At 37.3% G+C, this 14,174-nt stretch carries 14 protein-coding genes and 1 pseudogene; 5 read left to right on the top strand and 10 right to left on the bottom strand.

Going from position 1 to position 14,174, the window contains the following annotated elements:
• The first annotated feature begins 225 nt into the window (after positions 1-225).
• Positions 226-1,074 (top strand): biotin synthase, encoded by an 849-nt coding sequence (locus tag AA977_RS06875; protein WP_064435076.1) that lies wholly within the window; start codon positions 226-228, stop codon positions 1,072-1,074.
• Complete coding sequence (locus tag AA977_RS06870; RefSeq protein ID WP_064435075.1) at positions 1,074-1,940, top strand: YihY family inner membrane protein; 867 nt, start codon at positions 1,074-1,076, stop codon at positions 1,938-1,940. Before AA977_RS06875 ends, AA977_RS06870 begins: the two co-directional genes overlap by 1 nt.
• A 29-nt stretch (positions 1,941-1,969) precedes the next feature.
• Here AA977_RS06870 and AA977_RS06865 read toward each other — a convergent pair.
• From AA977_RS06865 to AA977_RS06850, 4 genes and pseudogenes are all read right to left on the bottom strand, one after another.
• A pseudogene (locus tag AA977_RS06865) lies at positions 1,970-2,700 on the bottom strand (type II restriction endonuclease).
• Positions 2,693-3,589 carry a hypothetical protein gene (locus tag AA977_RS06860; RefSeq protein ID WP_064435074.1) on the bottom strand — a complete coding sequence of 299 codons (897 nt, stop codon included), beginning with the start codon at positions 3,587-3,589 and terminating at the stop codon, positions 2,693-2,695. The pseudogene AA977_RS06865 and the gene AA977_RS06860 overlap by 8 nt, the downstream one beginning before the upstream one ends.
• A gap of 14 nt (positions 3,590-3,603) precedes the next feature.
• Positions 3,604-3,807 (bottom strand): hypothetical protein, encoded by a 204-nt coding sequence (locus tag AA977_RS06855; RefSeq protein ID WP_033603970.1) that lies wholly within the window; start codon positions 3,805-3,807, stop codon positions 3,604-3,606.
• Positions 3,797-4,678, bottom strand: a complete 882-nt coding sequence (locus tag AA977_RS06850) for a class 1 fructose-bisphosphatase (protein WP_064435073.1) — start codon at positions 4,676-4,678, stop codon at positions 3,797-3,799. Before AA977_RS06850 ends, AA977_RS06855 begins: the two co-directional genes overlap by 11 nt.
• Before the next feature lie 70 nt (positions 4,679-4,748).
• Here AA977_RS06850 and rpe point away from each other — a divergent pair, with 70 nt between their 5' ends.
• Positions 4,749-5,402: a ribulose-phosphate 3-epimerase gene (gene rpe, locus AA977_RS06845; protein WP_064435072.1), complete on the top strand. Its 654-nt coding sequence runs from the start codon at positions 4,749-4,751 to the stop codon at positions 5,400-5,402.
• On the top strand, positions 5,380-6,243 hold the full coding sequence (locus AA977_RS06840; RefSeq protein WP_064435071.1) for a 3'-5' exonuclease: 864 nt from the start codon (positions 5,380-5,382) through the stop codon (positions 6,241-6,243). The genes rpe and AA977_RS06840 overlap by 23 nt, the downstream gene beginning before the upstream one ends.
• 38 nt (positions 6,244-6,281) lie before the next feature.
• Here the strand turns inward: AA977_RS06840 and hcpG are convergent, their stop codons facing one another.
• The 5 genes from hcpG to AA977_RS06815 all read right to left on the bottom strand — a co-directional run bounded on the left by hcpG (position 6,282) and on the right by AA977_RS06815 (position 11,512).
• The gene (gene hcpG, locus AA977_RS06835) at positions 6,282-7,259 is read right to left on the bottom strand and encodes a Sel1-like repeat protein HcpG (protein WP_064435070.1); all 978 of its coding nucleotides are present in this window, start codon (positions 7,257-7,259) and stop codon (positions 6,282-6,284) included.
• 131 nt (positions 7,260-7,390) lie between these two features.
• A complete protein-coding gene (locus AA977_RS06830) occupies positions 7,391-7,687 on the bottom strand; it encodes a hypothetical protein (protein WP_064435069.1) in 297 nt (98 codons plus the stop codon).
• 19 nt (positions 7,688-7,706) lie between these two features.
• Entirely contained in the window at positions 7,707-9,014 is a 1,308-nt protein-coding gene (locus AA977_RS06825; RefSeq protein WP_064435068.1) for a putative RqcH family protein, read from the bottom strand.
• Positions 9,011-10,600 (bottom strand): DNA repair protein RecN, encoded by a 1,590-nt coding sequence (locus AA977_RS06820; protein ID WP_064435067.1) that lies wholly within the window; start codon positions 10,598-10,600, stop codon positions 9,011-9,013. The genes AA977_RS06825 and AA977_RS06820 overlap by 4 nt, the downstream gene beginning before the upstream one ends.
• A 30-nt stretch (positions 10,601-10,630) precedes the next feature.
• Positions 10,631-11,512, bottom strand: a complete 882-nt coding sequence (locus AA977_RS06815) for an NAD(+)/NADH kinase (RefSeq protein WP_172796007.1) — start codon at positions 11,510-11,512, stop codon at positions 10,631-10,633.
• 154 nt (positions 11,513-11,666) lie between these two features.
• Between AA977_RS06815 and AA977_RS06810 the strand changes: the two genes are divergently transcribed.
• Complete coding sequence (locus AA977_RS06810) at positions 11,667-12,395, top strand: outer membrane protein (protein WP_064435065.1); 729 nt, start codon at positions 11,667-11,669, stop codon at positions 12,393-12,395.
• Positions 12,396-12,405: 10 nt separating this feature from the next.
• On the opposite strand, the gene AA977_RS06805 is transcribed toward AA977_RS06810, so the two are convergent.
• Positions 12,406-14,103, bottom strand: a complete 1,698-nt coding sequence (locus AA977_RS06805) for a DUF262 domain-containing protein (RefSeq protein WP_064435064.1) — start codon at positions 14,101-14,103, stop codon at positions 12,406-12,408.
• Positions 14,104-14,174 lie beyond the last annotated feature (71 nt).

Raw genomic sequence — 14,174 nt, 5'->3', positions numbered from 1 at the left:
TAAACGAATGGTCTTGCATCAAATCCCTTAATGAAAAAGTGGGGAAATTATAGCGTAAAGTTTTAAAATTAGTTTTAGGGGTGCGAGCTTGCGCTTAAATTTAAAATCAAATAAAGTTTTAGTTTTAAGATTTAATGAAAATAGAGCCTTTAGATTTAAAAGCGCTTCTTTTTCTTTGCTATAATCAGTCCAAAAAAACCAACTTTTTTAGAACAAAGGATTATTATGCAAGAGATTTTTTTATGCTCCATTTCTAATGTGCGCAGTGGGGATTGCAGGGAAGATTGCGCTTATTGCACGCAAAGTTCGCACCATCAAGGAGCGATCAAGCGCTATAAATTTAAAGAGGAAAAAGTGGTTTTGCAAGAGGCTAGAGCGTTAAGGGAATTAGGGGCTTTAGGGTTTTGTTTGGTTACTTCAGGGCGCGAATTAGACGATGAAAAATGCGAATACATCGCTAAATTAGCTAAAGCCATCAACCAAGAAGAATTAGGCTTGCATTTAATCGCATGCTGCGGGCGCGCGGATTTAGACCAATTAGAGTTTTTAAGAGACGCAGGCATTCATAGCTATAACCACAATTTAGAAACTTCGCAAAATTTCTTCCCTAAAATTTGCTCCACGCACACATGGGAAGAAAGGTTTATCACATGCGAAAACGCTTTAAGAGCAGGCTTGGGGCTGTGCAGTGGGGGGATTTTTGGGCTTAATGAGAGCTGGGAAGATCGGATTGAAATGCTTAGGGCACTAGCTTCGCTCTCCCCGCACACCACGCCGATTAATTTTTTCATTAAAAACCCGGTATTGCCCGTTGATGCAGAAACTTTAAGTGCAGATGAAGCCCTAGAATGCGTGCTTTTAGCCAAAGAGTTTTTGCCTAACGCTAGGCTTATGGTGGCTGGGGGGCGTGAGGTGGTGTTTAAAGATAACGATGAACAAGAAGCCAAGCTTTTTGAATACGGCATCAATGCGGTGGTGTTAGGGGATTATTTGACCACCAAGGGCAAAGCCCCTAAAAAAGATATAGAAAAACTGCTCTCTTATGGCTTGAAAATGGCGACAAGCTGTCATTAATGAGAGAACTTTTTAAAAGCGTTAGGGGGATTTTTTTCCTTTTTAAGATGATTTTCCCCACGCGCTTACAAAACGCCTTTTTAGGGTTAAGCGAGTTGTTTTACTACGCTTCAAGCTTGAGTTTTTATACGATTTTGTCCTTATCGCCCATTTTGTTGTTTGTGTTTAGTCTTTTTGTGTCTCATTACATGCAAGCGCACAGCGGTGAAATGGAAGCCTTGATTTTCCCTAACGCTCCTAAACTCATTGGCGCGATCAAGGATTTTTTAGAAAACTTTAAAAAAACGGACATGGCCTTAGGCACGCTTGAAGAGGTTTCTATTGTGGTGGCGTTGGTGTTGTTTTGTGAAAACTACCGCTCCATTGCATCAAAAATTTTTGACGCAAAGCCTAGGGATTATGTGCATTGTAAGGGCAAAGAAATCTTTTTGTTTTGGGGGTTTGGCACGACTTTAGTGTTTTTATTCGCTTTGCCTTTGGTGGTGTTTTTTGACATTAAGATCCAAGTATTTTTTGAAGATAAAGATTCAAGCCTGTTGCATGTTTTAAGATGGATAGGCACTTACGCGTTTTTTTTAATCCTTTTTACCATTCCCACGAATAAGGTGTTTAAGCATTATTTTTGGGTGTTTTTGTGGGTGTTTTTTACGAGCATCTCTTGGCATGTGTTAAAGTGGGCTTTCACTTATTATGTGTTGTATAACCGCACTTACCATGAGCTTTATGGGAGCGTTTCTATTTTATGGTTTTTGATGAGCTGGGTGTATGTGAGCTGGCTTGTGATCTTGATTGGCATGTATGGGTGCAAGGTGTGCGACACATACGATCCTAAAGAAGTGTTTAAGAAATTTTTAAGCTTTTTTTAAAAGGAACTTGATGAAAAAGTTTTCTTATGCTAATGATTGATCGTTTTTAAAAAGTGCAAAACGCTTTGTTCTCTTAAGGTGTGGTTGTGTGAAAAAAAGCTTTCAATCTGGTGGTGGTTAGAAAATTCTTTTTTATGCTCATAAGCTTTTCTAATGTAGGGGACAAAACCAAAAGGGTTTTCTAAATTTTTTAAGGCGTTTTTCAAACTTTCTTCATCTTTATCTAAATTGTCAAAATACTTGAGCAAAACTTCTCGGGTTTCACAACTCAAAATATCTGAGCCTTTAAAAAAAGTGATGTCTGCATTAGCGACTCCATATACATAAATTGCATTGGGTTTGGGCAAATTGGAATTCCACATGGGGCGAGAAGTTTGAAGATTTTTTTCACCCTTATCGTTTTTAGAAAACTTGATTTCAATCCCTACCACATAATCAAAAATAAAAACCAAAAAATCAGGGTCATTTTGCGAGCCAAAAGGTTGGTATAAAAAATGGCTTGTAAGGTTTGAAAAAGGGTTTTTAAGGGTGTGGGGGTGGTTTTTTCTAAAACTTGCTTTTTGAGTTGGTTGAAAGTGGTTTTGATTTCCTTATTAGGCTTTTCTTCAATATGGCTTAATTCTTCTATTAAATCGCCATTGATTTCGCTAAAGTGTTTTTTTAATTCATTCCTGAATTTGTTTTCAAATTGCTCCCCTGTGCTAGAGCTTGCAAAAAATTTTCTTTTATCAATCATTTCTTGAAACACTTTTTCAAGCATGCATTTCCTTTAATTTGCAATATTCTTCCACAAAATCATAAGTAGAAAACCCTAAAACTTGCGTGTTTTTATGAGCGAGTTTGTTGAAATCAACCTGATTGATAATGGCTAAAGCCTCTTTAGAGTGGGCTTTAATGAAAAAGTATTGTCGGTTTTTGATCAACAAATTTGCATTGGTGATCTTTTCGTTGTAGTCATAAAAGCCCTGCCTAACCACCGCAAAATCCCATTGGTATTTTTCTTTGTTGAAATACTTAAGGGTGTGTGGCGTGTTATTATGGATATAAGTGATGAAATCATTATGGCGGATTTTGGGAGGTGCAATGATGCGTTCGTCTTTAAGATTTAGGGCGATATTTTTATACATATAGATTTGAAAAACGCATTTCACATCATAGGGCCGTTCATTAAAAACAAAAGCGTTTTTTTCTAAAGGGGCGTTTAAAACCAATTTTGCACGCTTATCAATGTGTTTTTGAATGGAATAGCGCTTGAATAAATTAGGCAAGATAAACGCCACGATAGGCGCTTCGTTTAAAGATTTGTTTAAAAAATTTAGCGCCAATTTCCCCCTATGCCCAAAAGGAGGGTTGCCAATAACAACGCGCTTTTGGTTAAATTCAATCAATTCCAACAAATAATCTTTCTGGTGAATGCCTTGAGCTTTAGGGGCAATATCAAGGGCTAGGCAATTTTTGATCCCTAATTCTTTTAGGGCATAAACAAAGCTCCCGCTCCCTGCACTTGGCTCTAAAAAATGGAACGCTTTTAAATCTAGCCCTAGATTTTTAACGATGAGATCTTGCAATAAATCCAAACAAAATCGCGCGATTTTGGGGTGGGTGTAAAAAGCGTCTAAATCCTTTTGCAAGATAGTATCGCTAGCCATTTTTAATCCAGCTTTTAATTGAAATCAAACCCGCCCGCTTCGCCCAAACTCATGCTCTCATAAGCGGCATCCACATAGCTGTTGCGGATCTCGCAATTCAAAACCTTTTCGCATTTCAAACAACTTGCTACTCGCTTTTCTTCTTGGCATGCTTTTAATTTCAAAAGAGCGTCATTGAAACGCTCTTCATAGGCTAATTTTTTAGCGTTATTTTGCATCTTCTCCCTTTAAATATTTTTCTAAAATGTGAGCTTCATGCTGGCTAGCCAAATAGCATTCGCTTTTTTCATGGTAACTTTCTACGCCTTGATCTAACAAACGCTTTTTAACCCCCTTATCAAAATAAAACGCTTCCCCTTTAGCTTTTTCAATGATCAAGGCTAAAGGAAAGACTTCAAAAAGCTTTCGTAATTTCTTTTGCGGGTAAGAAAACACCCCACCCTTTTTAATCAGCACATGATGGACATCAGCCACCATAGACCCTGAGTATCGTAAGCGGTAATTTTCTGCAAAAAACCCTTCTAAAGCCTTTTTCAAGTCTAAAGAAAAATCCTTTTGATTGCCCCCACTAGCGATGATTTTACCCTTATTTTCTAAAGCGATGGTTTCTATAAAATGAAACTTGTTTTGATAAAAAGCGTAACGATAAACCTTATCTAAAGCCACCACTAATTCAATCTTATGCCCAAAAACCACATAAAGGCTTGCAACTAAATTATGAGCCTTGTAATCCTTTTCATAAATCCCTATAATCGTGCCTACTAAGAAATTCGCCTCCATGACTGAACTCCCGTCTAGCGGGTCATAAGCGATCAAATACGAGCCGTTTTCTTTAGTAACAGGTTTTTCTTTTTCTTCGCTAAAAACGCTTTTCACATTCTCTAAACTTAAAAAATTTTCTTCTAAAAATTTGTCTAGGGCTAAATCCGCTTTAATAGGCGTATCCCCACTGCTATTTTCTAATTTGGTGTAACTCCCAGCGTCCGGTTTTTCTAAAATCTCTTGAGCTTTTTTAACCCCTTTTTCTAAAAGACTGATAACTTCTATAACAATGTTTGCATGCGCGCCTTTAAAATGTTTGTAATCCATGAAAAACCCTTTTATGATTTGATTAAAGATGCTAATATTTTACTTGAAAACATTGAAATAGGGAAGTATTTTGAAAGTAGCCCCAAGCCTTTTGAGTGCTGATTTTATGCATTTAGCCAAAGAAATAGAAAGCGTGAGTAACGCTGATTTTTTGCATGTGGATGTGATGGATGGGCATTATGTGCCTAATTTAACCATGGGTCCTGTGATTTTAGAAAATGTTACCCAAATTAGCAAAGTGCCTTTAGATGTGCATTTAATGGTAGAAAATGCGAGTTTTTTTGTAGAGTTATTCGCTCCCTTAAAACCAGCAATCATTAGCGTTCATGCAGAAAATGAAAAACACCCCCACAGAGTGTTGCAACTCATTAAAAGTTTAGGCATCACGCCAGGAATAGTGTTAAACCCTCACACGCATGAAGAAAGTATTAAATACTTGCTAGAAAGCGTGGGCTTAGCGCTTTTAATGAGCGTGAATCCGGGCTTTGGCGGGCAGAAGTTCTTAGATTTGGTGCTAGAAAAATGCTTGAAAGTCAAAGAGTTGATCAAACGCTACAACCCTAGCTGCCTTTTAGAAGTGGATGGGGGCGTGAACGATCAAAATATCTTTGAACTCCAACAAGCGGGCGTGGATGTCGTGGTTTCAGGAAGTTATATTTTTAAATCTAAAGATCGTAAGCTGGCTATTGAAGGCTTACAGAATGCCAATAAACCTCTTGCATAAAGATATTCAAGCCCTAATCGCTCGCTTAAAAAACCAGGATTTAAGCTTATGCATGCTAGAAAAGTCGCTCTCTCGCCTTATCTATGATGAAATCAATTTGGAATATTTAAAAGCGTGCGGACTTAATTTCATAGAAACAAGCGAAAATTTAATCACGCTCAAAAATCTTAAAACCCCCCTTAAAGATGAAGTTTTTTCCTTTATTGATCTAGAGACTACCGGATCTTGCCCCATAAAGCATGAGATTTTAGAAATTGGGGCCGTGCAAGTGAGCGGTGGCAAAATCATTAATCGTTTTGAAACCCTTGTGAAAGTCAAAAGCGTTCCTGATTATATTTCTGATCTTACAGGCATTGCTTATGAAGACACCCTAAACGCCCCAAGCGTTTATGAAGCCTTGCAAGAATTGCGGCTTTTTTTGGGCAATAGCGTGTTTGTGGCCCATAACGCTAATTTTGATTACAATTTTTTAGGGCGTTATTTTGTGGAAAAATTGCATTGCCCTTTATTGAATTTAAAGCTTTGCACTTTGGATTTATCCAGGCGCGCGATTTTGTCCATGCGCTATTCTTTGAGCTTTTTAAAAGAGCTTTTAGGGTTTGGTATAGAAGTCAGCCACAGAGCCTATGCGGACGCTTTAGCGAGTTATAAGCTCTTTGAAATATGTTTATTAAACTTGCCTAATTATGTCAAAACCACGATGGATTTGATTGACTTTTCCAAATGCGCTAACGCTCTCATCAAAAGACCCCCAAGAGCCAGACACCAAGAGATCCCATCGCCGTTCCCTCTTTTTGAAAGGACAAAAGGCTTGTTAAATACCATCAAAGCAACCAGTTAAACAAAGCCGTTTAATGGGGTTTGACTAGGGCTAGGATTTTATTGTTTTTGTTCTTTGAGAATATCGCATGCTTCTTTTAATCCTAACTCGCAACTCTTTTTAAGGTTTTCTGTCGTTTGTTTTTCATCTTTTGCTACGCCTTTACCCTCATTATAAAACGCCGCTAGAGCGTAACACCCTTTAGCATCGTTCAATTCGCAAGCCTTAGCAGAATATTCAAAAGCTTTTTTAAGATCCTTTGTTACGCCTTCACCATCACGATAAAACTCTCCTACAAGCGTGCATGTCAGAGCATCGTTCAATTCGCAAGCCTTAGAGTAATATCCAAAAGCCTTTTTAAGATCTTGCGTTACGCTTTCACCAAAAAAATAATCCCCTCCTAATTTAGAACACCCTTCACCATTATTTAATTCGCAAGCTTTAGAGTAATATTTGAAAGCTTTTTTAAAATTTTGTGTTACGCCTTCACCATTATGATAAATATCCCCTAAAATTGCACAGCCATCGCCATAGTTTAATTCGCAAGCTTTAGAGTAATATTCTAAATCTTTTTTATCTTTTTTCAAACCCTTTATCATGTCGTTATAAAAGGTTGCTGACAGCATACACCCTTCAACATTATTTAACTTACAAGCTTTAGAGTAATATTCTAAAGCATTTTTAAGATCGTTTGCATTAAAATAAAACTCCGCTAAGTCCTTGCATTTTTCAGCGTCGTTGGATTTGCAAGCTTTAGCAGTGGTCGTGTGTTCAAGAGCTTTTTCAATACTTTCTCTTGCATTTTCACTCGCTATGGCTTTAGAATAAGCCTCTCCTAAGATCACGCAACCATCAGCATCGTTGGATTTACAAGCTTTTTCAAAGTATTCCTTAGCTCTAGTGAAATTTTTATCCGCATAAATAGTGATACCTGAAAGGATAAACTCTTTAGTGTTTGGCTCTGCCATTAACCCCCCTAAACACAACGCCCCCAAACCTAAAACCCTAAAAGCCGCTTGTTTGACACCCCTTAACATGACGCATTCCCTTTGGTTAAAAATATAAATTATAATTGATATTGATAGCTAAAATCTTTTAATGTTTAAAAAATGGGGATTTGATTATTTTGTTTTAAGCTCATAAAAGAATAGGGGCTATTTGCAACACCCTACCCCACAATATCCAACAAATGCTCTTCATGCCATAATTCAATCTCTTCTTCTTCTAACCCAAACGCCTTAGCCCTTTGGCTATTTGGATAGCGGTTTTTAGAGCCTTCTTTAGGATCTTTATCGCTAACGGCTTGCATGCTTTCTAACGCCCTTGTCTCTTGGGCTAATTCAAGCTTACTTTGAAAGCTTTGCGCTAAATCCAGCATATCACTTCTTGCACCCTGTTGGATAGCAGAATTTAAAGGAGCGTTTTGGTTGATATAAGTTACATTGCCTAAAGCGGAAACACCCATGCTAACCTCCTTAGAATGTTTAAGTGTCCTTTAGACTAATAGTTCGGTATTTTGAGTAAATAACATGAGCTCCTTTGACAATTTTGACAAATTTTCGTTGCGTGTAGTCAATTTCGTAACTATTAAACACATCTTTTTGCATTTTAATCAACATTTTGGCTAACTCCATGATGACCTCATCTTTGGGCGCGTTCTTTTGGCAAAAAACGATCAGATGCGATCCAGGAATGTCTCTCACATGCATCCATAAATCATTCGCCCTTGCGTCTTGCAAAAGCTTGATATTTTCTTTTTGGTTTTTCCCTAAACCGATTTTAAAATCCTTATAATACAGCACTTCATACCCGTTCATAGGGCGTTTGATTTTGGAATTTTTTACCGGCATAAACATTTCTAAAACGCTTTCTTCTGCCGCCCCTTTAATGTAATGGATTTGACTTTCTTTAAAAGCGATTTTTTCTTTTAGGTTTTCTTCTTCTAAATACAAGAATTGCGATTTTTGTTTCTTTTTCTTGCTAAGGGTGAATTTTTTGTTGATGAAAGCGTTTAAGGGCATGCTCTTATCAATTTCAATTGCGCATTCTTTATCTTCAAAATCTTTTAAGATCACGCAACTTTCATGCTTGTTAATTAAATGCTGATAAGTGAGCAATAAAGAGGCTTGAGTTTGCAATTCTTTCGCTTCTAGTTGCAAGTTTTTAGGGTTTTCTAAGTTGTCTAATTTTTCTTTCAAGCGTTCTTTTTGGGCGTTTAAGCGTTTGATGATTTGATTTTTTTTGTGTTCTAATTCTTTATGCTGATAAAATAAAAAATCTTTTTCTAAGATTTCTAACAAATCCTTAAAATCCAAATCCTTTTCTTGATGTTCGTAAGTATTAGGGGGCAATGCCCCTAAAATATCGTTTTTAGCGACCCTGTCATTGAAACGAAAGGCCTCTATCACGCATTTTTCTTGATCTAAAATCATGAGATTAGCTTTTTTAGGGATAAGCTCTAAGCGTAAAATAAAAGTCTCGCTCTTATAAGCTAGATCTTTAGCGCCTGTGATTTCTAAAATCCGATCGTTATCAATGATATTGGCTTGTAAAATTTTGGCGTTTTTAGTGAATTTATTCAAACAAAAATCTAGCGCCAGCGTGTTTTTTAAAACGCCCTCTAGGGGTTTTTGAGACAAACCAATATAAGGCACGCTCAAATCCACAATAAAGGCGTGTTTTTCTTTAGAAAAAGTTTCTAATAAAAAACTAGATGCATTCAAGCGCTTCAGGGTGAAATTTGTTTGAGCGTTTAAAAATTCGCTGAATTTCTTTAAAAGGAAAAATTTCATTCTTGCGCCTTTAATTTTTCTTTAGCGAAAGAAATCGCGCTCTCTATGTTTTCGCTCCCCCCTATCATGCGTGCGATCTCTAACACCCTTTCTTCGTTGTTAAGGGTTTTTGCAAGGCTTTTGTGGTTTTCTTTGAAAATAAGAATATGATTTTTAGCGACGGCTGGGATATGGACTTGGTGCGAAATGGCAAAGATTTGCGAATGGCTGCTCAAAGTTTCAAGGGCTTTAGAAACCGCTAAACTCTCTTCACCGCTCAAGTTAGAATCCATTTCATCTAACACCAACACGCCCTTAAAATCCTTTAAAAACTCCATTTCTAAAAGCATGAACGCCAACCTCAAACGGCTGTATTCTCCAGAGCTTAAAGTCTCTAATTGGGAATTTTGCAAATTCAAAATGAGTTTTTGAGCGCCTTTACTATTCATGGGGGCTTCTTCTAAAACCAAACTAGGGCTTTTTAAAAGCAAATCTTTCGCTTTAGCGCTTAAAAGAGCGTTAAACCCGGCTAAATGCTCTTTCCTAAAAACGCTTATTTCTTCGCATAATTTCAAACATTCGGCTTTTAATCGTTCTATTTCTTTGTGGTGGGTTTCGCAATGGTTGTCAATTTCTTCTAAATTGTGAAGCTCGTTTTTAATATGGTTCAAACGCTCTTTAGCATGCGTAATACTCCCATAATCCTTAATAATCCCGCTAATGATGCCCAATTTTTCTAACACCTTTTCAATATCCAAACGCTCGCACTCTTCTAATTTAGCCTGCTCTTTTTCTAACAGAGCGCTCGCTTCCATTAAAGCGCTTTTTAAAAATTCAGCGCTATGCCCCACACTCTCTAAAGCATGCGTGATTTTATGGGTATTTTCTAGCACATCTAAAGCGAGAGCGATTTTATCGTTCAATTTTTCCTTGCTGGAGAGTAATTTTTTCTGCTCTAAAAGGCGTTCGTATTCGCCTTCTTCTAAATCTAGCCTCTCTAATTTCATTTTTTCAAAATTCAAACGCTCTTCTAAATCCTTTTGAAAACGCTTTTTATCTTCTAATGATCGCATTTCTTTTTCTAGTCTTTCTAAATAGGTAAACTTCTTTTCAAGCGCATCCAAAAGGGGGCTAAACGCAATATTTTCATTTTGAATATAGCCATCCAGTAAGGAGAGCATTAAAATCTCATTGAGTTCATTCTGGCTGAATCTATCGTTAGACAAGCGTTTAATAAGCCCCTTTAATAACGCTTTAAGCGTGTTTTTAGACAGGCTTGTTTGGTTTAAAAAATAGCGCGTTTTTTCTTTTTTGATCACGCTAATGACTAAAGGCTCATGGTGATCTTCTCTAAAAATGCCGTATTCTTCAGTGTCTAAAAAAGGAGCGATCAATTCCACTTCAATGTTTAAAGCGTTGCTTTCTTTAAGCCCAAACGCCCCTAAAAGGCTTGCAATAAGAACGCTTTTCCCCACGCCGCTAGCCCCACTAATCGCGCTCAAGCCGTCTTTAAATTCCAAGTCTAGCTTTTCAAAGACAGCGTTTTGAAACACTCTTAAGCGCGTGATTTGAGCGTTATTGATTTGAGCGTTATTGAAATCTTGCATGCGTTTTACCCTTTTTGTATTTTTAGTTTTTTAGCTTTTTTTGCTAGGGCTTTCCCCCCATAGCAGCTTTTCTTTAAGCACTTTAAAATAATCCCTTGAGTTTTTTTGCAAGAGTTTGGTGGTCGTGGGGCTTTTTTGAATGTATAGTTTTTGCTTGGCTTTCAAATCATAAGTGGCTTGCCCATCAATGATGACAAGAGCGTCTTTATTCGCGCAAAAACTCAAGCAAAATTCCGCCCCTAGCACTAAAGGGCGTTGCGTTAAAGAAAAATCGCACAAAGGCGTTAAAATATAGCTTTGATTCAAGGCATGCACAATAGGTCCATGAGCGCTCAAATTGTAAGCGGTTGAGCCTAGGGGCGTGGCAATGATAAGCCCATCGCCTTTATAGGTGTTAAAAGGCGTATGGCCCGCGCACGCTTTGATGTCTAAAACCCCTAAAGCTTCTTTTTTGGTGATCACGATTTCATTGATCGCATAAAAAGAGGTTTCTCCAATACGCCCCTCTAAAGCCAAATGCTCTTCTAATTTGATTTTATTATGCTTGAGATCGTGTAAAAAATCTTTCAAGCCGCTCAGTTCAATAGCGGTCAAATACCCTAAATTCCCCATTCTCACCCCAAAACATGGCTTATTGCAAGGATGCATCATTCTTAAAGCCCCTAAAATCGTGCCATCGCCTCCTAAACACAAAAACGCATAAGCTTTTTTTATCAAGCGCTCATTTTTTAACCCGCTATCATCAACCATAAAGCTTTCAAACCCTTCATCGTTTAAAAGCTTTAAAACCCATTCTTTAGCTTGTGTCAGCTCGCTAAAAAGGGGGTTTTGGTGGTGGGTGGGCCGCACAAACACGCCGATAGTTTGGTGTGAATCTTTCATGCGTATATTGTAGCTTAAAGCTTGAAACAAAATTTTAAAAAATGGGGTTTTGGCTGTTTTTTATCATGTTGTGTGAAACTCATAAAAAGTTTTTATTGTTGTTAATGTTTCATTTTTTAAACTTTTTTAATTCTTTTTTGGGTATTCTTTTTAGGAATGTAAGCATTATGTTAAGGAATCACACATGAAAAAATTTTTTTCTAAAACTTTATTAGCCTTTATTATCTCTATGAATGCGGTATCAGCAATGGATGGTAATGGCGTTTTTTTAGGGGCGGGTTATTTGCAAGGGGAAGCCCAAATGCATGCGGATATTAATTCTCAAAAACAAGCCACTAACGCTACCATCAAAGGCTTTGATGCACTCTTAGGGTATCAATTTTTCTTTGAAAAACACTTTGGCTTGCGCCTTTATGGGTTTTTTGACTACGCCCATGCCAATTCTATTAAGCTTAAAAACCCTAACTACAACAGCGAAGCAGCGCAAATAGCGGGTCAAATTCTTGGGAAGCAAGAAATCAATCGTTTAACGAACATTGCCGATCCCAAAACCTTTGAGCCCAACATGCTCACTTATGGGGGGGCTATAGATTTGATGGTTAATGTCATTAATAACGGCATCATGAGTTTGGGGGCGTTTGGTGGGGTGCAATTGGCCGGCAATTCATGGCTTATGGCGACGCCCAGTTTTGAGGGCATTTTAGTGGAGCAAGCTCTGGTGAGCAAAAAAGCCACTTCGTTCCAGTTTTTATTCAATGTGGGGGCTCGTTTGAGGATCTTAAAACATTCTAGCATTGAAGCGGGCGTGAAATTCCCCATGTTAAAGAAAAACCCTTACATTACTGCAAAAAATTTGGATATAGGGTTTAGGCGCGTGTATTCGTGGTATGTGAATTATGTGTTCACTTTCTAGGGGTGCATCCCTAGAGCGTTAGAACGCTCTCAATGATTTGAATCAGCTCTTTTTTTCTTTCTTCTAGGCTTTTGGGCGTCCATTCTGTGTAGTGGAGTGCAATGTCTTTGGTCATATTATAACAAGTCATCACCTTAAAAGTTTTCTTATTGTCTAGCGTGATGGTTTTCCCCATATAGATTTCCTTTTTCTCTTTGAAATCTTGGTTTAAAACTTGGCTTAAAGCTTTGGTGTTTTTCTTGCCCCCTAAAAGCGTGAGATTGGCTAAAGAGTGCGTGTATAATCCTCTTTCTTCTTCGCTAAAGTCTTTCACCCACTGGCTTGAAGGATCAGGGTTTTCTGGCAAGATGCGTTCAACATGCAAATCCTTATCCATTTTAATATAAGCGGGGTTGGCGTTATCGCTCATGAAGTAATTGACTAAAATGAGAATGGGTTTGAGACATGAAAGTCTTTTATTGTAGAGTTTTTTATACAAGTTGTTATCTTCTAGGTTTTCCTTAAAGCGTTGTAATACATTATAGTCATCTAAATATTTTTCCACAATAGAAGTGATGTGATCCATGCTCTTCTTTTCTTTCAAGGCCTTAATGATGTTGCAACAAGTTTGGTTAATTTGAGGTTTTGTCCGCCCTGCAACCCAATCTTGATAATAAAACTTGACTAACAATCCCTTTAAAGCCTCTATGTCTTGATCGCCATAATGGTGCAACAAACTAGTGCACAAAATAACACGCCAAGAATCATCATCTTTGTAAGAAAGCAAGTAGGCGTATCTGTCTTGCATTTCTAATACCTTACAATAAGCGTTGTAAAAATCCTCTACGCCCTTAAGGTATTCTAAAGGGGGTTTGTTAAGCTTGTTAAACCAAGTAACGAGCCTTTTATCCGTTTTTTCTTTAGAAGTTACCGGATTGAGATAGGTTAAATACCAGCTGAATAAGGTTTCTATGGTTAAATCATTATCCGAGCATTTTTGGCTTAAATCATTCCAACGAGACACAAACTCTTCTTGCTCATTTTCTTTAGCGTGTTTTAACAACTCTCCCTTAAAAATATCGGTCGCATTCAAAGGCAAACCCCTAGCGTTTAAAACATTAAAAATCCTTAACGCCTTGTCTGCATCAGGGCAAGTGATGGTGATAAAGACGACCTTAAAATAAAGCCACTCAATAAAATCGTTAATGTCTTCAATTTCTTTTTTTCTAAGATAGTTTTTTAAGAAAATTGCATTTTTTAAGTAGTTGTTTTTGTTGTTACTTATTGGGGCGTCATTGAAAGAAGTTAAGGCGTATTGAAAATCTTTTTTAGAATTAAACCCTACGGCGTTAAAATTCAACCGATCTTTTTTTCCATACTTAGTAATCAAGCTCTCTTGCAAATAGTCTTTGCTTTCTTCAGTTAAACGCTCAGAATAAAGAGCGAGTAAAACTTTTGCAAGCAAAATAAAAGTGCTTAAGCGTTGTTGGCCATCTACAATATCATAGGTTTTGGCTTTAGAATCTTCGCTGATTGTAATTAAAACCAATGAGCCGCAAAAATAATCGCTTTCTCTATCATCTTCATAATTGAAAAACAAATCGTCTAAAAGCTTTTCGCAGTTCTCTTCTGTCCATTGATAAGGGCGTTGGTAGATAGGGATTTGGTAATAGAGTTCATCTTTTAAAATATTTCTTAAGCTGAGATCGTTGCTGTCAATTTTTGCCATAAAAACCCCTTGTATGATTTAGGGTAGTATAACATTAAAAAGTGTTTTTTTTTTTTTGAAATATTTCTAAA

The sequence above is a fragment of the Helicobacter pylori genome (assembly GCF_001653455.1).
Taxonomy (GTDB): Bacteria; Campylobacterota; Campylobacteria; order Campylobacterales; family Helicobacteraceae; genus Helicobacter; species Helicobacter pylori_A.
The sequence above is the reverse complement of the archived record's forward strand: the minus strand, read 5'-3'. Positions and strand labels throughout refer to the sequence as shown.

Bases quoted from the DNA above. Each gene is read 5' to 3' on its own strand.
- AA977_RS06875 (WP_064435076.1), top strand. From the start codon at position 226: ATGCAAGAGATTTTTTTATGCTCCATTTCTAATGTGCGCAGTGGGGAT.
- AA977_RS06870 (WP_064435075.1), top strand. From the start codon at position 1,074: ATGAGAGAACTTTTTAAAAGCGTTAGGGGGATTTTTTTCCTTTTTAAG.
- AA977_RS06860 (WP_064435074.1), bottom strand. From the start codon at position 3,589: ATGGCTAGCGATACTATCTTGCAAAAGGATTTAGACGCTTTTTACACC.
- AA977_RS06855 (WP_033603970.1), bottom strand. From the start codon at position 3,807: ATGCAAAATAACGCTAAAAAATTAGCCTATGAAGAGCGTTTCAATGAC.
- AA977_RS06850 (WP_064435073.1), bottom strand. From the start codon at position 4,678: ATGGATTACAAACATTTTAAAGGCGCGCATGCAAACATTGTTATAGAA.
- AA977_RS06840 (WP_064435071.1), top strand. From the start codon at position 5,380: ATGCCAATAAACCTCTTGCATAAAGATATTCAAGCCCTAATCGCTCGC.
- hcpG (WP_064435070.1), bottom strand. From the start codon at position 7,259: ATGTTAAGGGGTGTCAAACAAGCGGCTTTTAGGGTTTTAGGTTTGGGG.
- AA977_RS06830 (WP_064435069.1), bottom strand. From the start codon at position 7,687: ATGGGTGTTTCCGCTTTAGGCAATGTAACTTATATCAACCAAAACGCT.
- AA977_RS06825 (WP_064435068.1), bottom strand. From the start codon at position 9,014: ATGAAATTTTTCCTTTTAAAGAAATTCAGCGAATTTTTAAACGCTCAA.
- AA977_RS06820 (WP_064435067.1), bottom strand. From the start codon at position 10,600: ATGCAAGATTTCAATAACGCTCAAATCAATAACGCTCAAATCACGCGC.
- AA977_RS06810 (WP_064435065.1), top strand. From the start codon at position 11,667: ATGAAAAAATTTTTTTCTAAAACTTTATTAGCCTTTATTATCTCTATG.
- AA977_RS06805 (WP_064435064.1), bottom strand. From the start codon at position 14,103: ATGGCAAAAATTGACAGCAACGATCTCAGCTTAAGAAATATTTTAAAA.